Source organism: Niallia alba, from assembly GCF_012933555.1.
Lineage (GTDB): Bacteria > Bacillota > Bacilli > Bacillales > Cytobacillaceae > Niallia > Niallia alba.
The window spans coordinates 72516-97068 of sequence record NZ_JABBPK010000001.1; the positions used below are offsets into that span (position 1 = coordinate 72516).

The 24553-nt window shown below is 35.9% G+C and carries 25 protein-coding genes and 1 tRNA gene; 25 read left to right on the forward strand and 1 reads right to left on the reverse strand.

Translation table 11 applies throughout. From position 1 onward, the window contains the following. Window positions 1-39: 39 nt before the first annotated feature. From HHU08_RS00370 to HHU08_RS00410, 9 genes are all read left to right on the forward strand, one after another. Window positions 40-426 (forward strand): GntR family transcriptional regulator, encoded by a 387-nt coding sequence (locus tag HHU08_RS00370; RefSeq protein WP_319005187.1) that lies wholly within the window; start codon window positions 40-42, stop codon window positions 424-426. 3 nt (window positions 427-429) lie between these two features. Beyond that, entirely contained in the window at window positions 430-1527 is a 1098-nt protein-coding gene (locus HHU08_RS00375; RefSeq protein WP_169187582.1) for a DUF1648 domain-containing protein, read from the forward strand. Window positions 1528-1707: 180 nt separating this feature from the next. After that, on the forward strand, window positions 1708-3324 hold the full coding sequence (locus HHU08_RS00380) for a putative polysaccharide biosynthesis protein (RefSeq protein ID WP_328822976.1): 1617 nt from the start codon (window positions 1708-1710) through the stop codon (window positions 3322-3324). Next, entirely contained in the window at window positions 3321-4778 is a 1458-nt protein-coding gene (gene yabN / locus HHU08_RS00385; protein ID WP_016204746.1) for a bifunctional methyltransferase/pyrophosphohydrolase YabN, read from the forward strand. Before HHU08_RS00380 ends, yabN begins: the two co-directional genes overlap by 4 nt. Before the next feature lie 21 nt (window positions 4779-4799). Beyond that, window positions 4800-5057, forward strand: coding sequence for an RNA-binding S4 domain-containing protein (locus HHU08_RS00390; protein ID WP_016204747.1), 258 nt, complete (start codon window positions 4800-4802; stop codon window positions 5055-5057). A gap of 182 nt (window positions 5058-5239) precedes the next feature. Next, window positions 5240-5542, forward strand: a complete 303-nt coding sequence (yabP, locus tag HHU08_RS00395) for a sporulation protein YabP (RefSeq protein WP_016204748.1) — start codon at window positions 5240-5242, stop codon at window positions 5540-5542. After that, window positions 5539-6162 (forward strand): spore cortex biosynthesis protein YabQ, encoded by a 624-nt coding sequence (gene yabQ / locus HHU08_RS00400; RefSeq protein WP_169187583.1) that lies wholly within the window; start codon window positions 5539-5541, stop codon window positions 6160-6162. Before yabP ends, yabQ begins: the two co-directional genes overlap by 4 nt. A gap of 18 nt (window positions 6163-6180) precedes the next feature. Next, a complete protein-coding gene (locus tag HHU08_RS00405) occupies window positions 6181-6576 on the forward strand; it encodes an FtsB family cell division protein (RefSeq protein ID WP_016204750.1) in 396 nt (131 codons plus the stop codon). A 94-nt stretch (window positions 6577-6670) separates the two neighbouring features. Then, window positions 6671-7162: a S1 domain-containing RNA-binding protein gene (locus HHU08_RS00410; protein ID WP_016204751.1), complete on the forward strand. Its 492-nt coding sequence runs from the start codon at window positions 6671-6673 to the stop codon at window positions 7160-7162. A 148-nt stretch (window positions 7163-7310) separates the two neighbouring features. On the opposite strand, the gene HHU08_RS00415 is transcribed toward HHU08_RS00410, so the two are convergent. Continuing rightward, a tRNA-Met gene (locus tag HHU08_RS00415) sits at window positions 7311-7384 on the reverse strand. A gap of 426 nt (window positions 7385-7810) precedes the next feature. Here HHU08_RS00415 and spoIIE point away from each other — a divergent pair. The 16 genes from spoIIE to HHU08_RS00495 all read left to right on the forward strand — a co-directional run bounded on the left by spoIIE (window position 7811) and on the right by HHU08_RS00495 (window position 24553). Further along, a complete protein-coding gene (gene spoIIE, locus HHU08_RS00420; protein ID WP_101728761.1) occupies window positions 7811-10288 on the forward strand; it encodes a stage II sporulation protein E in 2478 nt (825 codons plus the stop codon). Window positions 10289-10685: 397 nt separating this feature from the next. Beyond that, on the forward strand, window positions 10686-11420 hold the full coding sequence (locus HHU08_RS00425) for a vWA domain-containing protein (RefSeq protein WP_169187584.1): 735 nt from the start codon (window positions 10686-10688) through the stop codon (window positions 11418-11420). Further along, the gene (locus HHU08_RS00430) at window positions 11389-12396 is read left to right on the forward strand and encodes a protein kinase domain-containing protein (protein ID WP_016204755.1); all 1008 of its coding nucleotides are present in this window, start codon (window positions 11389-11391) and stop codon (window positions 12394-12396) included. The genes HHU08_RS00425 and HHU08_RS00430 overlap by 32 nt, the downstream gene beginning before the upstream one ends. A gap of 150 nt (window positions 12397-12546) precedes the next feature. After that, entirely contained in the window at window positions 12547-13929 is a 1383-nt protein-coding gene (tilS, locus tag HHU08_RS00435; protein WP_169187585.1) for a tRNA lysidine(34) synthetase TilS, read from the forward strand. A gap of 22 nt (window positions 13930-13951) precedes the next feature. Beyond that, a complete protein-coding gene (gene hpt / locus HHU08_RS00440; RefSeq protein WP_169187586.1) occupies window positions 13952-14500 on the forward strand; it encodes a hypoxanthine phosphoribosyltransferase in 549 nt (182 codons plus the stop codon). Between the two features lie 106 nt (window positions 14501-14606). Further along, window positions 14607-16517 carry an ATP-dependent zinc metalloprotease FtsH gene (gene ftsH, locus HHU08_RS00445; RefSeq protein ID WP_169187587.1) on the forward strand — a complete coding sequence of 637 codons (1911 nt, stop codon included), beginning with the start codon at window positions 14607-14609 and terminating at the stop codon, window positions 16515-16517. A 270-nt stretch (window positions 16518-16787) separates the two neighbouring features. After that, window positions 16788-17564, forward strand: coding sequence for a type III pantothenate kinase (locus HHU08_RS00450; protein ID WP_169187588.1), 777 nt, complete (start codon window positions 16788-16790; stop codon window positions 17562-17564). Window positions 17565-17616: 52 nt separating this feature from the next. After that, complete coding sequence (gene hslO, locus HHU08_RS00455; RefSeq protein ID WP_016204760.1) at window positions 17617-18495, forward strand: Hsp33 family molecular chaperone HslO; 879 nt, start codon at window positions 17617-17619, stop codon at window positions 18493-18495. Between the two features lie 213 nt (window positions 18496-18708). Continuing rightward, complete coding sequence (cysK, locus tag HHU08_RS00460) at window positions 18709-19644, forward strand: cysteine synthase A (protein WP_101728763.1); 936 nt, start codon at window positions 18709-18711, stop codon at window positions 19642-19644. 165 nt (window positions 19645-19809) lie between these two features. Continuing rightward, window positions 19810-21222 carry an anthranilate synthase component I family protein gene (locus tag HHU08_RS00465; RefSeq protein ID WP_169187589.1) on the forward strand — a complete coding sequence of 471 codons (1413 nt, stop codon included), beginning with the start codon at window positions 19810-19812 and terminating at the stop codon, window positions 21220-21222. After that, window positions 21219-21800, forward strand: a complete 582-nt coding sequence (gene pabA, locus HHU08_RS00470; protein WP_169187590.1) for an aminodeoxychorismate/anthranilate synthase component II — start codon at window positions 21219-21221, stop codon at window positions 21798-21800. Before HHU08_RS00465 ends, pabA begins: the two co-directional genes overlap by 4 nt. Window positions 21801-21804: 4 nt before the next feature. Further along, window positions 21805-22680: an aminodeoxychorismate lyase gene (gene pabC / locus HHU08_RS00475; RefSeq protein WP_101728765.1), complete on the forward strand. Its 876-nt coding sequence runs from the start codon at window positions 21805-21807 to the stop codon at window positions 22678-22680. Further along, complete coding sequence (folP, locus tag HHU08_RS00480; RefSeq protein WP_016204765.1) at window positions 22674-23507, forward strand: dihydropteroate synthase; 834 nt, start codon at window positions 22674-22676, stop codon at window positions 23505-23507. Before pabC ends, folP begins: the two co-directional genes overlap by 7 nt. Continuing rightward, window positions 23500-23865, forward strand: coding sequence for a dihydroneopterin aldolase (gene folB, locus HHU08_RS00485; protein ID WP_169187591.1), 366 nt, complete (start codon window positions 23500-23502; stop codon window positions 23863-23865). Before folP ends, folB begins: the two co-directional genes overlap by 8 nt. Further along, window positions 23862-24389: a 2-amino-4-hydroxy-6-hydroxymethyldihydropteridine diphosphokinase gene (gene folK / locus HHU08_RS00490; protein ID WP_016204767.1), complete on the forward strand. Its 528-nt coding sequence runs from the start codon at window positions 23862-23864 to the stop codon at window positions 24387-24389. The genes folB and folK overlap by 4 nt, the downstream gene beginning before the upstream one ends. Further along, window positions 24338-24553: a helix-turn-helix domain-containing protein gene (locus tag HHU08_RS00495; RefSeq protein WP_016204768.1), complete on the forward strand. Its 216-nt coding sequence runs from the start codon at window positions 24338-24340 to the stop codon at window positions 24551-24553. The genes folK and HHU08_RS00495 overlap by 52 nt, the downstream gene beginning before the upstream one ends.

The following is a 24553-nucleotide window of genomic DNA, read 5'->3' on the forward strand; positions in this document are numbered from 1 at the left end:
ACAAATTTGTTATAATAAGTGTATAACAGTTTAAGGTGGATGATGATGTATATTCAAATAAACCCTGAATTAGAAATGCCGATTTATGAACAGCTTACGATGCAAATTATGATAGGGATAATAAGAAAGGAATTACAGGACGGAGATATGCTACCTTCTGTTCGTTCGTTGGCAGCTGATTTGGGTGTCAATATGCATACTGTAAATAAAAGTTACCATCAATTAGAAAAAAAGGGACTAATTCAAATTATTCCTAAATCAGGTGCAGTTATACGGACAATTAGTAGGAGAGTGACAGCAGAAGAACAGAACAGAGTCTCTGATAGTTTAAAACCGGCAATTGTGGAAGCCATCGTACTAGGAATGAAGGAGGAAGAAATAACAAGATTAATGAAATCGATTATTCAAAAAATGAAGGAGGCATAAAAAATGGAAGCTATTATTTTTATTATTATGTTGTTAATAACGGTCTTATTTGAAGCAGCCATCCCCTTTCTGATAAGAAAGACAGTCGTATTTGGCGTTTCAGTTCCAAGTACACAAATAAAGCATCCTCAAATTTCTACCTATAAAAAACGATATTCACTTTTTGTCATTATCCCCTCCATTCTTAGTATTGTTGCTTATTGCATTTGGCAAGCTGCTAATAATATCCAAGCAGATCAAGTAGCCATTATCGGAACGTCACTATTGTTCGGTATGTTATTTTGGAGCTTAAGCCTTTATTTTTATTTTCATGGGAAAATGCTTTGGTTAAAGCGTGATAATAAGTGGGAGGAGCAGCTAAAGGAAGTCAATGTAACAGAACTGGGAGTTAGGCAAAAGGATGAGATGCTTCCTTGGTATGTATTTATTATTCCAATGATCATTACAGTAGGATTCCTTCTTTTTACTATAACGCAGTATCACATATTGCCAGCGGAAATACCTGTTCACTGGGGACCGGATGGGAAACCAGATCGATTTACAACAAAGACACCCCTATCTGCTGTGACTTTGCTGCTTGTTTTACTAACGATGCAGATTATGTTTCTAGGAATTAATATTGCCACAAAAAAATCAGGGATAAAAATGATTGCTAACAATAAACAAGCATCCAAGCATAGACAGCTAAAGTATCGTAAATATTCAAGCTGGTTCAGTTTTCTTACTTCTATTGCCGTAACTGTGCTTTTTATCCTTTTACAATTAACAACTTTATACAATAATATCTTCAGTGATTACTTGCTTTTCCTTATTCCTATTCTCATTACCGTATTGATATTAATTGGGACAATTCTATTTACGATAAAGGTAGAAAGACTAAATCGTGGGTTGGATGGAAAGGAACACCCCACACAAGAAATCTCTTCTTTTGATACGGATAGCTACTGGAAGGGAGGCTTATTTTACTTTAATAAAAATGATCCTTCTATTTTTGTTGAAAAGCGTTTTGGAATTGGATGGACGCTAAACTTTGCTAATCCTATTGGGTATGTTATCATCTTTCTTCCGTTGCTTATTATTTTATTATTAAGCTTTATGTAATTAGTTTTGCTTCTTTTTGTAGAGGTAAAGATACTTTCCAGGCAACAGGGCTGCTCATGGAAAGTATCTTTACCTCTATTGTGTTAATATATGTAATAAATGGATTTGTATGTAAGAACACATCTTCCATCTAACTATGCTATAATACAAGCGAAAGTAATTATGGAAGGAGCTAGACATGTGAAGACTTCGCAATCAAATGTCTGGTTTAAAGGCGCTTTTATTTTAATGATCGCTGCCTTAATAACTAAAGTATTGAGTGCTGTATATCGTATACCATTTCAAAATATTGTTGGTGATACAGGCTTCTATATCTATCAGCAGGTTTATCCTTTTTATGGGGTAATTATTGCTTTATCTACATATGGTTTTCCAGTTGTGCTGTCAAAATTGTATATGGAAATGAAAGTAGAGGGGAATCAATCGGGTATAAATAGACTTGTGAGTTCCTCTTTTTTCTTATTTGTTCCAATCGGGGTTGTTGCTTTTCTTGTCTTGTTTTTAAATGCAGGTAGGCTAGCCTCTTTGATGGGTGATCCTTATTTGGCATCTTTGTTAAAGGTTATTTCTTTTGCATTTCTTTTTTCTCCTTTCATTGCTATATTGAGAGGTGTTTTTCAAGGAGAAGGAAATATGATTCCGACCGCAGTGTCCCAGGTAAGTGAACAACTAATGAGAGTGGGGATTATCTTATTTGTGGCTGTCTTTTTTTCCTATCAAGGATATTCCTTATATGCAATTGGTTCTGGCGCCATGTTTGGTTCTGTAATAGGTGGGTTGCTTTCTCTAATAGTCTTAATCCATTTTTATAGAAAATCTTCTTTATCCTTCTCTCTTTTTCGGTTTTCTCTTCTTTTTGAAAAGGAGAATCGTGTACTATGTAAAAGAATAATATACGAAGGCATTACTATTTCCATTAGTAGTATGTTATTGGTGTTATTGCAACTCGCTGATTCTTTGAATTTATATTCTTTATTAATCGAAACTGGCATGGCTGATGAAAGTGCTAAAGTAATGAAAGGGGTTTATGACAGGGGGCAGCCGCTTATTCAAATTGGAAGTATTATTTCCACTTCTATGGCTTTAACCATTGTTCCCCTAATTACGAAGGATCGTCAAAAGACAAGTAAGAAAGATCTGATGGGGAATATTCATTTTTCTCTCTTAGTCAGTTATTTTATTGGTCTTGGGGCAACGATTGGCTTAATTGGCATCATAAATGAAACAAACAGTATGCTATTTAAAAATGATGCTGGTTCAGATGTTCTTACTATTTTATTTTTTGTCATTTTTCTTAATGCCATTATTGCTACAGTAATGGCCATTCTTCAGGGATTAGGCCATTCTTTATATCCAGCAATTTTGATCATATTAGGATTTGTTGGAAAATATGTGCTTAACATCGTACTTGTTTCCTCCTATGGAATTTACGGGGCAGCTTATGCATCTCTTATTGTATTATTTATGATTTTGCTTTTAATGATGGTAAAATTGAGAAGAATAGCCAAAGAGCCGCTTATGGACATAAAGCAGATACTGATTATCAGCGGAGCAAGTCTTGTTATGTTCTTTGTCCTTAAAGGATATATACCATTTTCCTCTCTGCTGCTTAAATATATAGAGCATGAACGTATAAAAAGTGCTATCCAAGCATTATCTGGTGTCATAATAGGTGGAATAATATATGTGGTTATTGTGTTGCGAGGTAATGTTTTTAAAGAAAAGGAATTATCCCTATTACCGTTAGGAAGTAAACTAAAATGGTTTTTACCGAAAAAAAGGAAGGGAACTAAATGAAGCAAATAAAGGTTATTGGATTAGGTGCAGGGGATATAAATCAGCTGCCATTAGGTGTCTATCGCAGTCTAATCGATGAGAATAAAGCTGTTTATGTACGGACGAATGATCATCCCGTCATATCAACTCTTGAAGAAGAAGGAGTTATTTTTCATTCTTTTGATTCTATTTATGAGAAGCATGAACAATTTGAAGCGGTATATAAGGAAATCGTTGAAGTTCTATTAGAGAAAGCAAAGGAAACAGACATTGTATATGCGGTTCCAGGTCATCCGCTTGTTGCAGAAAAAACGGTCCAGCTCTTAATAGAAAAGGATAAAGAAGGAATTGTCTCGATTGAAATTGCTGGGGGTCAAAGCTTTCTAGACAGTATTTTTCAAGCATTGCGAATAGATCCAATTGAAGGGTTTCAACTCTTAGACGGAACAGCTCTTGACCGCTCAAGCATCCAGCTTAGAAATCATTTGATTATTGGCCAAGTCTATGATGCTTTTTCTGCATCTGAAGTGAAATTAACGCTAATGGATGTACTGCCATATGATTATCCAATTAAGATTGTCACTGCAGCTGGAAGTATTTTAGAAAAAATAAAAGAAATTGAGCTACATGAATTAGATAGAGAGATCGATTTAAATAATTTAACAAGTATATATGTGCCACCTGTTCAAGAGGAAAAGTTGCTTTATAAAGAATTTTCCCAGCTTAGACATATAATAGCGGAACTTCGTGGGCCAAATGGCTGCCCGTGGGATAAAAAACAAACTCATGAAAGCTTGCGTAAATACTTATTGGAAGAAAGCTATGAATTAATTGAGGCAATCAATGAAGGGGACATAGACCATATTATTGAAGAGCTTGGTGATGTGTTATTACAAGTAATGCTTCATAGTCAAGTAGGAGAAGATGAGGGATATTTTTCAATCGATGATGTAATTGAAGGAATTTCCGATAAAATGATTCGCAGACATCCACATGTATTTGGGGAAGAACAAGCAGAATCGGTCGATGATGTAATGAAGCATTGGCAAAATGCCAAAAAACAGGAAGCGAAGGAAGAAACAGAATCTATCTTAGATGGAATAAACCGTGCAATGCCTAATTTATTACAGGCTTATGAATTACAAAGAAAAGCTGCAAAGGTAGGATTTGATTGGCTGAATGTAGAAGGAGCTTGGGAAAAGGTAAAAGAGGAGATTCTTGAGTTTCAAGAGGAATTAAAAGAGGCAAATAATAGAGAGCAGATAGAAAGTGAATTTGGCGATGTTTTATTTTCACTGGTAAATATTGCTAGGTTTTATAAAGTAGATCCTGAACTTGCCATCTTCCAGACAAACAAAAAATTTCTCCAGCGTTTTTCTTATATAGAAAAAAAGGTGAAGGAGTCTGAAAGAGATTGGAGCGATATGAGTTTAGAGGAATTAGACGGTTTTTGGAATGAAGCAAAGGAAAAATAACGTTAAGAAGGAGCTGTTAGGGTGCGACTAGATAAATTCTTGAAAATCTCTCGCTTAATTAAGCGAAGAACATTAGCAAAGGAAGTTGCTGATCAGGGGAGGATTTTGGTAAATGGACAGCAAGCAAAAGCAAGTACAAATGTGAAGGTCGGCGATGAGCTGCAGGTTCGTTTCGGTCAAAAGTTGGTAACTGCTAAAGTGGAAATGTTGCAGGAATCAACAAAAAAAGAAGATGCTGCGAATATGTACAAAATAATTAAAGAAGAGACACTTTCTTAATTTCAAGCAGTTTTTAAGAAGATTTTGCAATAAAGCTTAAGTTTATTAAGCTTTATTATTGGTAATAAACAAGGTAGAGTTATTTTCTCCTCACATCCTTTATAAGGCTTGTTCTAAATTTATTATTGTCCACATATATTTGTACAAGTAGAGATTGTACTAAGTGATTGTGAGGGATAATGATGAGCCAATATTATGATTCAAATACGACTAAAAGTAATATGGTGGAACATGACGTGATTATGAGAGGAAGAAAGCTGCTAGATATTACAGGAGTCAAGCAAGTGGAAAGCTTTGACAACGAAGAGTTTATACTTGAAACGGTAATGGGTTTTTTATCCATTAGAGGTCAAAATCTTCAAATGAAAAATCTGGATGTAGAAAAGGGAATCGTCTCCATCAAAGGTAAGGTATTTGATTTAGTTTATGTAGACGATCAAAGTGGAGATAAGGCTAAGGGATTCTTTAGCAAGATATTCCGATGACACTTTCTACACAATTTATGACCATGCTAGCTATGGTTAGCATGGGCCTATTCTTTGGGATAAGTTTAGATACATATCAATACTTCTTGAAAAGACCGACACGGAAAAGAAGTATAGTTTTTATCCATGATATCCTTTTCTGGATTTTGCAAGCTCTTCTGATGTTTTATGTCCTTTTCCTAGTAAATAAGGGAGAGGTTCGCGTTTATTTGGTCTTAGCCTTGCTATTAGGCTTTGCGATGTACAAAAGTTTATTTCAAGCTCTTTATCTTCGACTCTTAAAAGGAATTATTTCCTTTTGCATCCATTCGTATCGCTTTTTGATTAAGATAATAGTTAATATCGTATATAGACCAATTAAATCTATTGTTTTTTTTCTTTTGTCGATAATAATTGCATTAGGCAAGGGACTTATGGCACTTGTCAGTGGTATAATTAGGGTATTAAGATTTATCATAAGGATACTATTAAAACCAATAGAATGGCTTTTATCCCTATTGTGGCTAATTATGCCGAAAAAGGTTAAATTATTCGTCGAGAGAATCTCTAGTAAATTGGCAGGATATTACTTTAAAATAAAGAACTATTTGAAAGAATGGATAGCTAATAGAAAAAAATAATGAAAGGAGGAGCCTCATATGAGTGCTATAAGAAAACCAGATGTTACAACATTTCCAACAGAATATAATCTACAGCATCAAGCTGATAGTCTTAGTGGAGCCAGAAAGAAAAAGCTATTGATGCGCCGACTGACAACCTTCTTTGTTTGTGCTGCTGTTATTGGCTTTATCATGATTTCCACACTCATATCACAAAGCTCCACTTTAAAAGAAAAAAGAGCAGAGAAAGAACAGTTAGAAGGACAACTTGTTGCATTGGAGAAGCAGGAAGCAGACCTAAAGGATCAAATTGCTAGATTGAACGATGAAGAATATTTAGCTAAATTAGCAAGGAAAGATTTATTATTATCACAAAAAGGGGAAATTATTTTTAATATCCCTGAAAAAGAAGCAAAAAACGCAACTGGAAAATAATAAGGTTGTCAGTAATATTGACACTCTTTTTTTCCATTCTGTATAATATAAATAAGTACGATTTTTTATATCCTTAAGGAGGCAAAACTTTTTTATGTCAATCGAAGTAGGCAGCAAGTTACAAGGAAAGGTAACAGGAATTACTAATTTTGGTGCGTTTGTTGAGCTCCCAGAAGGCGCAACAGGTCTTGTTCATATTAGTGAGGTCGCAGACAATTATGTGAAGGACATTAATGAACACCTAAAAGTAGGCGATGAAGTCGAAGTTAAAGTTATTAATGTCGAGAAAGATGGAAAAATTGGACTATCTATCAAGAAGGCGAAGGATAGACCAGAAAGACCGGAAAGACCAGAGAGACCAGAGAGACCACAATACGAACGCGGAGAAAGAAGAGAATCGAGAGGCGGCTATTCCGGAGGAAATTCTCAAAGGTCACGTAATGCAAAATCAAATGATAATCGTGCTCCTAAAGAGAATTTTGAATCGAAAATGGCTCGTTTCTTAAAAGATAGTGAAGATCGATTAGCTTCTTTGAAAAGAAATACTGAGTCGAAACGCGGGGGAAGAGGCGCTAGACGCGGGTAACTTGCTGCTGAATAACCAATAGATAGCAGGGTTTATCGTTTATATATTCCCATAGCTTAAGCAAGCCAAATCGGCTTGCTTTTTTTTAGAGCATTCCTGATAAAAAAACACAAAAAAAAACCACGTAAATTTACGTGGTTTTTTTCGATAGCGGCGGAGGGGATCGAACCCCCGACCTCACGGGTATGAACCGTACGCTCTAGCCAGCTGAGCTACACCGCCATAATATTAACAAGACAATTAATATAATACAAAGAAATAAATATAATGTCAATAGATTTTAATCATTTATTTAGGATATTAGTTTTTACTCTATTTAAATAGTTTTAACGAATAAAGAATCTAAAAAAACATATTGCATGAACTGACAAAAATAAGCAATAAATGTAAAAATGGTGACAGCAAATAAGACGATTCACATATACCCCGTTCCCAATAAAGAAGGCTTTCCAATAATAGGGTAGCTACTTTTTATTGAATATCCTGACAAATCTAACTAGAAAGATTCTATCGAATTTTGTATTTCGATAAAAAAATGGAGGAAAGAAGTCGAGCGAAAAGTTGGAAATGCTTCGTTATTTTGACAAACTTTTAAATAGCTACCTTCTATAATGTGGAGCAACGATACTTGATAGGGAGTGTGGTTTTATGGAGAAAGTAGAAAGGGATATAATCGATCCGATTGGTGAAGTTGATTTTGGGAAGTCGCGGGATAGCTTCAGCTCATTTGTTCATAAATTTAATACAAAATTGGAGAGTTTCTTTTTAGTAAAGGGTTATTTGTTACTAATCATTGGTTTTTTGCTTGGACGTGCCTTAATATTAGGGCAGCTTACTCCTTTTGCTCTTCCATTTTTTGCAGCTGTGTATCTATCAAGGAAAGATAAAGCCCCACTTGCCCTTATTGGATTAATAGCTGGTGCGGCCACTTTAGGGATAACTGAGGCTGCTTCTAATTTTGTCTTGTCTTTCTTCTTTTTGATTAGCTATAAAATCATTTTGAATTGGAAAAGTAAAGAACAACAACTTGTACCGGTATTTGTGTTTGGGCTTGTTTTTCTAGGCAGCTTAGTGAAAGCCTATCTTTTAACAAATGGTTTTACATTGTATGGTGGAATGTTAGCGTTTGTAGAAGGAAGCCTTGGGTATATTCTAACATTAATCTTTTTGCAAAGCCTACCCCTGATGACCGTTAATAAAAGGAGACAAGCACTAAAAACAGAAGAGATTGTATGTCTTATCATCATGCTAGCTTCTATTATGACCGGAACAATTGGTTGGGCGGTTTATGGCTTATCAATTGAACATATTATGTCTCGTTATTTAGTTCTCGTGTTTTCCTTTATTGCTGGGGCAACTATTGGATCGACTGTCGGTGTGGTAACTGGATTAATTTTTAGTCTTGCAAGCATTTCTAGCTTTTATCATATGAGCTTATTAGCTTTTTCAGGACTTTTAGGTGGTTTGTTGAAAGAAGGTAAGAAGATTGGTGTGGCACTGGGCTTGTTTATTGCTACGCTTCTAATTGGAATGTATGGAGAAGGAGGAGGCGTCTTATCCGTTTCCTTAATGGAAACGACAATAGCTGTTTTCCTATTCCTTTTAACACCAAAAAGTTTGACCTCTCGCATTGCAAAGCATATACCTGGAACAGCAGAATATTCCCAAGAACAACAGCAATATATGAGAAAGATGAGAGACGTTACAGCACAAAGAGTTTCTCAATTTTCCAATGTTTTTCAGGCACTCTCTAAAAGTTTTTCCTCTCCCAACATAAGTGAGATGATAGAGGAGGAAGATAAGGAGTTAGACTACTTTTTAAGTAATGTTACGGAAAAAACATGCCAAACATGCTTTCGAAAGGAACATTGCTGGGCGCGTAACTTTAATACAACCTATGATTATATGAAAGATATTATGACTGAAATGGCTGATACTGGTGGAAATATTTCTCCTAGTCTTTCAAGGGAATGGGATAAGCATTGTACAAGATCGAAGAAGGTAACTGATGCAATCCATCAAGAACTAACATTGTATCAAGCTAATCAAAAATTAAAAAAACAAGTGCAGGAAAGCAGAAAACTAGTTGCCGATCAATTGCTCGGTGTATCCGAAGTAATGGGTGACTTTGCGAAAGAAATTCAAAGAGAAAGAGAAAATCATTATAAGCAGGAAGAATTAATACTAGAGGCTATTCAAGAGTTTGGTATTCATATTGAAAATGTAGAAATATATAGTTTGGAACAGGGGAATGTCGATATCGATATAACGATTCCATATAATACAGGCTATGGAGAATGTGAAAAACTAATTGCACCGATGCTATCTGATATTCTTGGAGAAACGATTATTGTCAATAAAGAGGAGGTTTCCGAGTATTCTAATGATTACAGTCATGCAACATTTCGGTCGGCAAAAGCTTATACAGTGGAGACAGGTGTTGCCCATGCGGCCAAGGATGGTGGATTTATATCAGGAGACAGCTATTCTACAATCGAGTTAGGATTAGGAAAATATGCAATGGCCATAAGCGATGGAATGGGTAATGGTAAGCGCGCCCATGTAGAAAGTGAAGAAACACTTCAATTATTACAAAAAATTCTTCAATCAGGGATTGAGGAACAGGTTGCTATAAAATCGATTAATTCCATTCTTTCTTTAAGAACAACAGATGAAATTTTTTCAACTTTAGATTTAGCGATGATTGATCTCCAAAATGCAGCAGTGAAATTTTTGAAAATTGGTTCTACGCCTAGTTTTATTAAAAGAGGTTCGAAAATAATGAAGATACAGGCAAGTAATTTACCAATGGGTATCCTTCAAGAATTTGATGTCGATGTTGTAAGTGAACAATTAAAAGCCGGAGATTTGTTAATTATGATGAGTGATGGTGTTTTTGAAGGGCCAAAACATGTTGAAAACTTTGAAATTTGGATGAAGAGAAAAATCAAAGAATTGAAGACAGAAAATCCTCAAGAGGTAGCCGATTTAATTATGGAGGAGGTTATACGATCTCGTCTCGGGTTAATTGAGGATGATATGACGGTGTTAGTTGCAAAAATTGATCATAATATTCCTAAATGGGCATCTATTCCAGTAAAAGGCTTTAAGCAAATGGCAAATTAAGTTTGGTAACTTGCAAAACATTTATCCCACTGGACAGTAATAATACCCAACCGCGAGCTGTGGGAAATCAAGGAAACTAGGTGGGGGATAAAGAAAAACCATTGATGGAAGCCTTCTTAATAAAATTGATAATAATAATACTGTTTTATTCAACTAACAACCAGCGTAAAGGGTAAGCATGGTTGTTAGTTTTATTTTATCCACTCTTAACGGACATCCCCACAAGCTTATGAGATTGGTGGGACATCAACTGTCCGTAAAGGTCCGATTGGTTCAACTAACCCCCACTGAGAGAAGTTTCACTCTATATCCTCTGTTTATCCTTCATATGAGGGTATAAATACTTCCTTTTTCGTCGAAAATGGGACTAACTCATAAAGATGGAGGGGAGATATTTATGAAAACAGGTACGTTAAAGCAAATTTTGCTTATCACAGATGGATGCTCAAATAAAGGAGAAGATCCTATTGCGATGGCAGCATTAGCTAGTGAACAAGGAATTACAGTCAATGTTATTGGAGTCATGGAGCAAGATACAATTGATGAACAAGGTATGAAAGAAATTGAAGGCATTGCACTCTCTGGGGGCGGTGTCAGTCAAGTAGTATACGCACAACAATTAAGTCAGACTGTCCAAATGGTAACGAAAAAGGCAATGACCCAAACGCTGCAAGGAGTAGTAAATAAAGAGCTTCAGCAAATTCTAGGTTCCTCAAAGACAATGGAGGATCTGCCGCCAGAAAAAAGAGGGGAAGTAATGGAGGTTGTTGACGAACTTGGAGAAACAGTCGAACTTGAGGTGCTAATTTTATTGGATACAAGTGCTAGTATGAAGCATAAACTTCCAACAGTTAAGGAAGCATTAATTGATTTGTCCTTAAGCTTGAATGCTAGATCTGGTGAAAACCGCTATTCTGTATTTGTATTTCCCGGGAAAAAGAAAGATGTCGAAAAATTAATGGATTGGACTCCTCGTTTAGAATCTCTTACAAGTATTTTTCCGAAATTATCGACAGGAGGAATTACACCGACAGGTCCAGCTTTAAAAGAAGCAGTTCGTTACTTTAAGCATAAGCGCTCATTAAGGAGCTTGATTTCAAATGATGATGAATACATCGAAGAGTCAATTTAAAATAAATAGTGGTACAGTAATAAAAGGAAAGTGGCATAACAAGCAGTATACAATTATAAAGGAGCTTGGCTATGGAGCGAATGGTACTGTTTTTTTGGCAGATTCCAGAATAGGAAAAGTTGCTTTGAAATTAAGTAATAATAGTGTATCTATAACTTCCGAAGTAAATGTGTTGAAGTCCTTTGCAAAGGTCCAAGGTTATAGCCTTGGACCTTCTTTAATAGATGTAGATGATTGGGTAACGAATAGAGGAACTATTTCTTTTTATGTAATGGAATACATCAATGGACCTGATTTACTAACATTTATTCAACATAAGGAAGGATCATGGGTTGATGTGTTAATGATTCAATTGTTAAAAGATTTACAAAACCTTCATGAAAATAATTGGATATTTGGAGATTTAAAACCAGAGAATCTGATTATTACAGGACCTCCAACAAAAATTAGATGTATTGATGTAGGCGGAACAACCATTACCGGTAGAGCGATTAAAGAATTTACAGAGTTCTTTGATAGAGGGTATTGGGGGCTAGGTACAAGAAAGGCAGAGCCAAGTTATGATTTATTTGCTGTCGCCATGATTATGCTCAATCTTTATTATCCAAAAAGGTTTAATAAAACAGTGGGTGGACTGAAACAACTGCAAACGATGATTCGACAAAAACAGGGTCTCGTGCGCTATGAGGGAATTCTTCAAAAAGCGTTAACCGGAAAATATCAAAGCGCTAAAGAAATGCGATTAGACTTTTTAAAATTAACAAGTGGAGATTCGACAAAACCTAATAGAAGCACCGTAACAGCGGGAGCTAATAGAAATAGCTCCCGGCAAGTAAGAGGGCAAACTACTCAATCTACTAAAACAAGAAGCAATATGGCTAAAAAGAAGAAAAAGGCTGGTTGGGTCGAATCTTTTCTTATCATTATTCTTATTTCTATTTGTTATATTTTGTATATATATGGTCAATTAACTTGAAAAGAGGAATTTTAACAATTTTAGAGAATTGTCTTTGGTATCACTTTTAAAAAAGTGATATCCTTGACTATAGTAGACTACAATCTCTGATGAAAAAGTAATAACATCAGTGTTGGTAGAATAGTGATAGTGATAAGGAAGTAATCAGAAATGTTTGAGGATCAAGTTTCAAATTACCTGCAAAGAAAAAAAGTGACTTTAGAAGGAAAAAAAATCTTAGTTGGAGTGTCGGGGGGCCCCGATTCTTTAGCACTTCTTCATTTTTTATGGACAAAAGAAGAAGAGTGGAAAATCAAGGTTTATGCCGGGCATGTTGATCATATGTTTCGAGGGGGGGAGTCGCTAGAAGAAGCCAAATTTGTAAAATTGTTCTGTGAAAAAAGGAACATTCCCTTTTCTTGGGAGAGAATAAATTTACCAGTGTTTATTGAAAAAACAGGGATGAACTCACAAAAAGCGGCAAGAGAATGTAGATATTCTTTTTATGAAAAAATCATGAAAGAATTTAATTTAGACTATTTAGCATTAGGTCATCATGGCGATGATCAAATAGAAACAATTCTGATGCGATTAACGAGAGGAAGTTCAGGTAAGGCGAGAGCTGGAATTCCTTTTATCCGTCCTTTCGGAGCAGGAAATATTATTCGTCCCTTTTTATGTTTAGAAAGGGACGACATTGAGGAATATTGTAAAGTACATAATTTAAATCCAAGAAGAGATCCAAGCAATGAAAAAGACACATACAGCCGCAATCGATATAGAAAGTATGTTGTGCCCTTTTTGAAAAAAGAAAACATACACGCGGCAAAGCATTTCCAGCGGTTTAGTGAAGAATTAGCAGACGATGAAGCTTATTTAATGGAGCAGGCAGAAGAAAGGCTTTCATTTATATTAGTCGAAAAACGAGAACAGGAAGCAGTAGTTGATATTAATCGATTTCTTTCAATAGCTATTCCTTTACAAAGAAGATGTATTCAACTAATATTAAATTATCTCTATGACGAGATGCCTATTTCATTATCCGCATTACATACTGAGCAAATGATGATATTACTTAAGAGTCCTCATTCTTCTGGAAATATTGATCTCCCGAATGGTCTGAAAGTGAAAAAGTCGTACCATTATCTTCATTTTCAGCTTAATTTTTCTCCAACAAAATCCTTTTATTATGAATTATCAAAAATGGGAGAGTTATTATTACCAAATGGGTATAATATTAAGGTAGAATATATAGACGGTGAACATCATACTGATAATCATTGTATTCTTTTGGATTCTTCTATTTCCTTCCCTCTTATTATCCGTACAAGAAGCGCTGGCGATAGAATCCATTTAAAAGGGATGAATGGTAAGAAAAAAGTGAACCGCATTTTTATAGATGAGAAGATTCCAATCCATGAAAGAGAGAATTGGCCAATTATTACAGATAGTAATGGTGAAATTCTTTGGATACCAGGACTAAAAAAATCGATATATTCTCATAGTAATACGAATAGTGGTAGTAATCTATTAATAACATATAAAAAGCAATGATCTTCTAGGGGGCACACAAGAAATGAAACACGATATTGAAAAAATATTGATATCTGAAGAAGAAATACAAGGTAAAATCAGGGATTTGGCTTTTCAACTTACAGAGGAATATCAAGATAAATTTCCTTTGGCAATTGGAGTGTTAAAAGGTGCTATGCCCTTTATGGCCGATCTTTTAAAGCGAGTGGATACATACCTAGAGATGGATTTTATGGATGTATCAAGTTATGGTAACTCTACTGTTTCTTCTGGAGAAGTAAAAATTTTAAAAGATTTGGATACTTCTGTTGAAGGAAGAGACATACTAATTATTGAGGATATTATTGATAGTGGATTAACATTAAGTTATCTTGTAGAGTTGTTCCGTTATCGTAAAGCAAAATCAATCAAAATTGTGACTCTTCTTGATAAACCTTCTGGTAGAAAAACGAATCTTGAAGCAGATTATGTAGGATTTAACGTGCCAGACGCTTTTGTTGTGGGGTATGGATTAGACTACGCAGAAAAATATCGTAATCTACCTTATATTGGTGTTTTAAAACCGGAAGTTTATGCAAGTGATAGTAAATAAGGATAAAAGAAAGGAATTCAGATCCAGAAAGGGTAATTCCTTGAATTTACTTAATTTTCTATGTTACTATACTCTATAGTTTGTTTACCGTGGGAGGAGGTAAGGGATGAACCGTATTTTTCGTAATACCATTTTTTATTTATTAATCTTTTTAGTAATTATCGGTGTGGTTAGTTTTTTCAATGGAAATAATCAGCCTACCAAGCATTTAACATATACTGAATTAATAAATCACCTTGAAGCTGGTGATGTTGCAGAAATAACGCAGCAGCCTGAAAGAGGTGTACTTGAAGTACGAGGGAAATTAAAGGGCTACAAAGAAAATGAAACATTTGTTTCTTATGTAACAAACAATGAAACAAATGCTCAAGTGATCTTGAAAGCTGCTACAGAAGGTTCTGATATCGATGTTCAGCCTGCACAAGAAACAAGTGGATGGATCACATTCTTTACTTCAATTATCCCGTTTGTGATTATTTTCATCTTATTTTTCTTCTTACTCAATCAAGCCCAAGGTGGCGGCGGCGGCCGAGTAATGAACTTTGGTAAAAGTAAGGCAAAGCTTTACAATGAAGAAAAGAAAAAAGTTCGCTTTAATGATGTAGCAGGAGCCGACGAAGAAAAGCAAGAACTAGTAGAAGTAGTGGAATTCTTAAAAGATCCACGTAAATTTGCTGAGCTAGGTGCAAGAATACCAAAAGGAGTCCTTCTTAATGGACCTCCAGGAACAGGTAAAACACTACTTGCTAGAGCGGTTGCAGGAGAAGCTGGCGTACCTTTCTTCTCCATCAGTGGTTCTGACTTCGTAGAAATGTTTGTAGGGGTAGGGGCTTCACGTGTTCGTGATTTATTCGAAAATGCGAAGAAAAATGCTCCTTGTATTATCTTCATTGATGAAATAGATGCAGTCGGTCGTCAGCGTGGAGCTGGTTTAGGTGGAGGACACGATGAACGTGAACAAACCTTAAACCAACTATTAGTTGAAATGGATGGATTCGGTGCAAACGAAGGTATTATTATTATCGCTGCTACAAACCGTCCTGATATTTTAGACCCTGCATTATTACGTCCAGGTCGTTTTGACCGACAAATTACGGTAGACAGACCAGATGTTAATGGTCGTGAGGCAGTTTTACGTGTACATGCTCGTAATAAGCCTTTAGATGAGTCTGTCAATCTAAAAAGCATTGCTCAGCGTACACCAGGATTTTCTGGAGCTGATTTAGAAAATCTTCTAAATGAAGCAGCGCTTGTTGCTGCGAGAGCTGATAAGAAGAAAATTGATATGGAAGACATGGATGAGGCAACAGACCGTGTTATTGCTGGACCTTCCAAGAAAAGCCGAGTTGTTTCTAAAAAAGAAAGAAATATTGTTTCTTACCATGAAGCAGGTCATACAATTATCGGTGTTGTGTTAGATGAGGCTGATATGGTTCATAAAGTAACAATCGTACCTAGAGGTCAAGCTGGTGGATATGCAGTTATGCTTCCTAAGGAAGATCGTTTCTTAATGACAAAACAAGAGCTTCTTGATAAGATTACTGGATTACTTGGTGGTCGTGTGGCAGAGGATATCGTATTTGGTGAAGTAAGTACCGGAGCACATAATGATTTCCAAAGAGCTACAGGGATTGCTCGTAAGATGGTAACAGAGTATGGGATGAGTGATAAGCTTGGACCATTACAATTCGGTCAAGCACAAAGTCAAGTGTTCCTAGGCAGAGATTTAAATAATGAACAAAATTATTCTGATGCAATTGCATATGATATTGATTTAGAAATTCAACGAATCATAAAAGAGTGTTATGAAAGAGCGAAACAAATTCTTACAGAAAATCGTGAGAAGTTAAACCTAATCGCTGAAACACTTCTTGAAATCGAAACGTTGGACGCAGAACAAATCAATAGTTTGTATAAAGACGGTGTTCTGCCAGATCGTACGAAACAGGTAGATACTACTTTAGGTTCAGAGGATGTAAAGGTAAATATTAATAAAAAGGATGATAGAGACGAGTAAATCTCGATCATCAGTAAAAAGGATACGCTTAAAAGCGTGTCCTTTTTTATCTATTTGTTAATACTACAATAATAGGTGTATAGATAGCAGCTGTTGCTTTAGGCTTTGTCTCTTTCCTGTTGTATGTTATGATATTTCCAGTATTGAACATGAACGTTTACATATAGCTTAGGTAAGGTGTTAGTGATAGGTGTGAAAAGATACTAATAATAAGTAAAGAGAAAGCTATATGGTAAATAGAATTATATTAATAAAGAAGTGGTGACCATAATGATTTTTGTTTTTGATATTGGAAATACAAATATAGTATTAGGTGTATATGATAAAGAAGAATTAAAACATCATTGGAGAATCGAAACAAATCGTTATAAAACGGAAGATGAGTATGGTATGATCATTAAATCTCTATTCGACCATGTTGGTTTAACATTTTCGGATATTGATGGGATTATTATTTCATCGGTTGTTCCTCCAATCATGTTTTCATTAGAAAGAATGTGCCAAAAGTATTTCCAATTGAAACCGTTAGTAGTTGGTCCAGGAACAAAAACCGGCTTAAACATAAAATATGATAATCCGAAAGAGGTAGGGGCAGATCGAATTGTTAATGCGGTCGCAGCTATTCATGAATATGGAAGCCCGTTGATCGTGGTTGACTTTGGTACAGCGACGACTTTCTGCTATATAAATGAACATAAGCAATACATGGGTGGTGCTATAGCGCCGGGGATTAATATAGCTACAGAGGCTTTGTATTCTAGAGCAGCTAAATTGCCTCGTATCGAGATTGCGAGACCAGAAGGAGTAATCGGTAAAAATACTGTTTCTGCGATGCAATCAGGAATTCTTTTTGGCTATGTAGGACAGGTTGAAGGCATAGTGAAGAGAATGAAGGAAGACAGTGTTGTTAAGCCGAAGGTTATTGCAACAGGAGGATTAGCAAACCTTATTGCCAAAGAATCAAATATTATTGATGCAATAGATCCGTTTCTAACATTAAAGGGATTGCAGCTTATTTATAAAAAAAATAAGGATACACTAAAATAGCAAAATGAAAAGATGAACTGTTTGGAAACGGAATAAGATAAAGGAGTAAATTATGAGTGATTATTTAGTAAAAGCGTTAGCGTTTGATGGTGAAGTTCGTGCATATGCAGTAAGAAGTACAGAAACAGTTGGAGAAGGGCAAAGAAGACATCATACTTGGCCAACAGCATCAGCTGCTTTAGGTAGATCTTTAACAGCAACAGCAATGTTAGGTGCAATGCTTAAAGGAGATCAAAAATTAACAGTGAAAATCGATGGTGGCGGTCCAATTGGGCTTATCCTAGTTGATGGTAATGCAAAAGGCGAAGTACGTGGATATGTTACCAATCCACAAGTTCATTTCGATTTAAATGAGCATGGGAAATTAGATGTGAGAAGAGCGGTTGGGACAGAAGGGACGTTATCTGTTGTAAAAGATATCGGAATGCGCGACTATTTTACCGGTCAGGTTCCTATCGTTTCAGGGGAGCTTGGAGAAGATTTTACTTACTATCTGTTTAATTCAGAACAGGTACCTTCCTCTGTCGGAGTTGGCGTGTTAGTAAATCCGGATGACAGCATTTTAGCTGCAGGAGGATTTATTATTCAATTAATGCCAGGTGCAAAAGAGGATACGATTACGAAAATTGAGAATAGGCTAAGCGAAATACCACCTATTTCTAAGTTAATTGAGAAAGGTTTAACACCAGAGGAATTATTAGAAGAGGTTTGTGGAAAAGATAATGTAAAAGTAATTGAAAAAATGCCTATTTCATTTACGTGTACATGTTCGAAAGAAAGATTTTCTAATGCTATTATTAGCTTAGGGCAAGCAGAAATCGAAGATATTATCGAAACAGACGGACAAGCGGAAGCTGAATGCCATTTCTGTAATGAGAAGTATATGTTTAACAAAGACGAGCTAGAAAAATTACTTGAAGAGGCGAAGTAAGAAGAAAAATTGAAACACCATGAAAGGCTGGTTGTTTTCCACCACTTTCAAGGTGTTTTTTTATTGAAAGGGAGAGAGTTTTTTGGGAATGGAAATATAATTAATTTTTCGGAAAATACAAACATATAGATTGACAAATGAAGGTGCCATTTGGTAAATTAATATTATAAAACCAATTAAAATACTCGGAATAAAGATAAGGGGAGATTGCAAATGTCAAAAATCGCAAATTCTGTAGTAGATCTTATCGGTGGAACACCCATTGTAAAATTAAATCGTTTAGTGGATGATTCTAGTGCAGATGTTTATTTAAAATTAGAATACATGAATCCGGGAAGCAGTGTAAAAGATCGTATTGCGTTAGCGATGATTGAAGCTGCTGAAAAAAGCGGGGATTTAAAGCCAGGTAGCACTATCATTGAGCCAACAAGTGGAAATACAGGTATTGGACTTGCTATGGTTGCTGCAGCAAAAGGTTACCGTGCTATTTTAGTTATGCCAGAAACAATGAGCATTGAACGTCGTAGATTGCTAAAAGCTTATGGTGCTGAGCTAGTATTAACACCAGGACCAGAAGGAATGGGTGGAGCTATCCGCAAAGCAGAAGAATTAGCAAAAGAAAATGGCTATTTTATTCCCCAACAATTTAAAAATATTTCTAATCCTGAAGTACATAGGTTAACAACTGGACCAGAAATTGTGGATGCTTTCGGTGATGAAGGTTTAGATGCATTCATTGCTGGTATTGGTACAGGTGGAACAATCACTGGTGCTGGGGAAGTGTTAAAAGAAAAATATAATGATATCAAAATTTATGCAGTAGAACCTGCTGATTCTCCAGTGCTGTCAGGTGGAAAACCAGGACCGCATAAAATCCAAGGAATTGGTGCTGGATTTGTTCCAGATATCTTAAATAGTGAAGTATACGATGGCATCATTAAAGTTTCAACAGAAGATGCTTTTGAATATGCGCGTCGTGCAGGTAAAGAAGAAGGCGTATTAGGTGGGATTTCTTCAGGTGCAGCTATTTACGCAGCGTTACAAGTTGCAAAAGAGCTAGGAAAAGGGAAAAAAGTATTAGCGATTATCCCAAGTAACGGAGAACGCTACCTAAGCACACCTCTTTATCAATTTGATGAAGAAGAATAATAAAAGTTAAGCTTACAGAAGCCTCCTTAAAAAGGGGGCTTTTTGTTTTTTGTTATGCTGAAACAATGTTAAATAGTTAAGCACAAAAACATATGATTTTTTTGTATTTTTCTCTGTTCATCCTGTATGATGAGAACATATAAAAACGTAAGGAGCGAAGCCTGATTGAAGAATTACAAGGTATATAGTAAGACGATTTCTCTCTCGTATGAGCAGTTTTTTAGGAGTTTTTTAACACTTGCTGAAGATGAATCCCATTATGTTTTATTAGAAAGTGGACGGGGTGGCAGATATAGCATTGGTGCTATTTCCCCTGTAGTAAAAATGATAGGTAGAAATAATCGGTTAGAAGTGATAGATAAACAAGGCATTGTATTAATCAAAGGCAATCCGCTTCATTCGATTAAAGAGGTAATGAATAATTATGTTGTAGAAGCTGATCCGAAGCTGCCTGAGTTTCAAGGAGGAGCACTCGGGTTTATTAGCTATGACTATATTCGATATATCGAAAAGATTCCTAATCAGACAGTTGATGATATGGATATCCCGGATGTATTCTTTTTGTTATTTGAAGAGTGGTTTACGTATGATCATCAAGAAAATGAATTATGGATATCTGGGTTATATGAAGAAAATCAATTAGCCATCGTTCGGGATAAAGTCGAAACCTATGCATTAGGATGGGGGGGCGAAAGTAAAGAGGAACAAATACAAGGTGATGTAGTAAAGTCTGAGGGTGTAAAGGTATCGATTGAAGATAATGAATTTCAACAATCTGTGCGCAAGATTCAGAAATATATTTCGCAGGGTGATGTATTTCAAGTTAATTTATCTGTTCGACAGGCTAAACCGTTGCACGTGTCTGCGCTCGATGTCTATAAGCAACTAAGAATATTAAACCCATCTCCTTATATGGGCTATTTTCATACACCTGAGTTTCAGTTAGTTAGTGGGTCACCAGAGCTTCTTGTCAAAAAGAAGGGAAAAGAAGTAAGCACACGTCCGATAGCGGGAACAAGGTCACGTGGGAAGGATGAGGCAGAGGATTTAGTACTTGCTCGTGAGTTGATCGAGAGTGAGAAGGAAAGAGCAGAACATGTTATGTTAGTAGACCTAGAAAGAAATGATTTAGGGAGAGTATGTGCGTACGGGAGCGTGCAAGTCGACGAATTTATGGTAATTGAAAAGTATTCCCATGTTATGCATATAGTATCCAATGTAAAAGGGCAACTTGCAGATGAGAAAGATGAATTTGATCTTATTGATAGCATGTTTCCGGGTGGAACAATCACGGGAGCTCCGAAAATACGCACAATGGAAATCATTGAAGAATTAGAGCCAGTGCGTCGTGGCCCTTATACTGGCTCATTAGGATGGATTGGCTTTAATCATGATATGGAATTAAATATTATGATTAGAACGATGCTGGTGAAAGACAACCAAGCATATGTACAAGCGGGTGCGGGAATAGTGATTGATTCTATACCTGCAAATGAATACAAAGAATCAATGAAAAAGGCTAGAGCGCTGTGGAATGCGAAAGAATTAGCGGAAGAGAAATTAGGTGGTAGCAAATGATTTACATGATTGATAACTATGATTCTTTTACCTATAACCTTGTGCAATACTTAGGTTCATTAGGACAAGAATTACAAGTAAAAAGAAATGACGAAACTTCTATAGAGGAAATAAAAAAGAACAACCCAGCATATTTAATGATTTCTCCTGGACCGTGTACTCCGAATGATGCAGGGATTAGTTTGGAAGCTATTCAAACCTTTGCTGGTAAATTACCGATTTTTGGTGTATGTCTTGGTCATCAAGCAATTGGACAAGTTTTTGGAGGAGAGGTTGTACAAGCAGGCAATTTAATGCATGGAAAGATTTCGCTTATCTATCATGATGGCAAAACTATTTTTCAAGGTTTGCCTAATCCGTTCCCGGCTACACGCTATCATTCTTTGATTGTAAAAAAAGAAACATTACCTGAGTGTTTGGAAATATCTGCTTGGACGAAAGAAGGGGAGATTATGGGGCTTAGGCATAAAGAGCTTCCAGTCGAAGGCGTGCAGTTCCATCCGGAATCTATTATGACTGAAGCTGGTATGGAAATCTTGCATAACTTTATTCAATCTTATCGAGAAGGAACCGAGTGAGAAGATGTATATATACTTAAATGGAAAGATTATTCCCCAGGAAGAAGCTGTTGTATCGGTTTTTGACCACGGCTTTATGTATGGAGTAGGCTTATTTGAAACGTTGCGTGTATATGAAGGTCATCCCTTTTTATTAGAAGATCATCTTGAACGATTAAATGAAGGATTAAAAGAGATGAATATAGAGAAGTCTTTTGGACGAGAAGAGGCAGTATCTATTATTAAAGCTCTACTGAGTAAAAATAAGATTGAAAATGCTTATATTCGCTGGAATATTTCAGCAGGAAGTGGAATGATCGGACTCCAAACAGAGCCATATAAACAACCAAATACCATTGTGTATATAAAGCCTCTTCCAAAGGCAGCTGGTATGGTTGAAAAAACGGGGAAAATAGTTGCAATTTCAAGGAATACGCCAGAAGGAGCCTTTCGCTTAAAATCCCATCATTTTTTTAATAATATCCTTGCTAAGCGTGAGATTGGACCGGAGATGACCATGGAAGGAATCTTCTTAACAAAGGAAGGATATATAGCAGAGGGGATTACATCTAATCTTTTCTGGATTATTGACGGTGAGCTCTATACCCCTAGCTTGCAAACGGGCATCTTGAATGGGATTACGAGGCAGTTTATTTTAAAACTTGCACAGGATAAAGGGATAGTTATTAAAGAAGGTATGTTTTCGCTTGATATCCTTGAGCATGCCCAGGAGGTATTTGCAACAAATTCTATCCAGGAGATAATACCGATTAAAAGAATAGAAACTAATGTATATAAGGGAATGGAAGGTCCTATTGTTACAATGCTGCATAAAAAGTATAGAAAACATACTAATCAATTATGGTCGGTAAAAGAGTTAGGAGGAATAAAGGAATGGTAAATAAAATAGAGTGTGGCCCATATACATTGGATTATGAACAAAAAACAATTGTAATGGGAATTTTAAATGTAAATCCGGATTCCTTTTCCGATGGCGGTAAATATAACGAAGTAGACAAAGCGGTAGAGCGTGCGATCCAGATGGTAGAGGACGGAGCAGATATTATTGATATAGGTGGGGAGTCTACCAGACCTGGATATACAGAAATTTCGGTCGAAGAAGAATTGGAACGAGTTATCCCGATTATTGAACGATTAAAGATGGAGGTAGAAGTTCCCTTATCGATTGATACATATAAAGGTGAAGTAGCAAGACAATCTTTACGAGCAGGTGCTCATGTTATTAATGATATATGGGGAGCGAAAAGAGACTCTAACATGGCAGCTATTGCAGCTGAATATCAAGCTCCACTTATCTTAATGCATAATAGAGATAATCTTAACTATACGTCCTTTTTAGAAGATGTAGTCTCTGATTTGCAGGAAAGTATCGATATTGCTATAGGAGCAGGAGTCTCTAACGAGAAAATCATCCTTGATCCTGGTATTGGCTTTGCGAAAGATTTAAACGGAAACTTGGAAATGATGAGGGGCTTAGATAGACTTGTAGCTATGGGATATCCAGTGTTGCTTGCTACCTCTAGAAAATCATTGATTGGAAATGTTTTGAATTTACCTGTAGAAGAACGAATAGAAGGAACAGGTGCAACTATTTGCTATGGTATTCAAAAAGGATGTCAGCTAATCCGTGTTCATGATGTAAAAGAAATGACGCGGATGGCACGCATGATGGATGCACTGATGGGAAAGGGAGAATACAGTGGATAAGATCATATTAAATCAAATGGAATTCTATGGTTATCATGGTGTTTTTAAAGAAGAAAATAAATTGGGTCAACGCTTTATTGTGGATTTACAGGCAGAAGTGGATTTAGCAAAGGCTGGAGAAACAGATGACTTACAATATTCGGTGAATTATGGACAGCTTTTTTTAGATGTCAAGGAGATAGTGGAAGGAAAACCGTATAAATTGATTGAGGCGGTAGCTGAGAATATCACACGGAAACTTTTATCATCTTATTCCCCCATTGAAAGTATAACCGTTTGTATCATTAAACCAGACCCACCTATTCCAGGTCACTATAAATCGGTTGCTGTGGAAATTACGAGGAAGAGAAAAGGATGAATGAAGTTTATTTATCGTTAGGATCGAATATTGGAAATCGGTTTGAATACATATATGAAGCTGTGCAAATGTTGCAAAGTCAAGAAGAAATAAAAGTGGTAAATATTTCATCCATTTATGAAACAGATCCAGTTGGATATGAGGAACAAGCACTATTTTTGAATATTGTCGTCCAGATTGAAACTTCATTAAACCCTTTATCTTTATTAGAACAATGCCAGAGGATAGAAAGTGAACTTGGAAGAAAAAGGATAATTAAGTGGGGCCCAAGAACAATAGACCTTGACATTTTATTGTATAATCATGAAAATATAGTATCAGAGAAGCTAATTATTCCACATCCAAGAATAGAAGAGCGAGCATTTGTTTTAGTTCCGTTAATAGAAATTGCTCCAGATATAAAGTTACCAAATAAATCAATACTTTTAAAAGAAAGTTTGAAGCTTTTGCGAGATAGAGAAGGAGTAAAGGTATGGAAACGACAGAAAAATGGGGAAGACGTATTCGAGCTTTTCGAAAGCTAAAAGGATATACACAGGAAAGTTTAGCAAAAGAGTTACTTGTTTCTGTTTCTATATTAGGAGAGATTGAGCGGGGGAATCGTATGCCTTCAGAAGAAATGATTGATTCTATTGTAGGGGTACTAAAGATAACAAGAGAAGAGTTAGATCCACATCAAAATAAATAA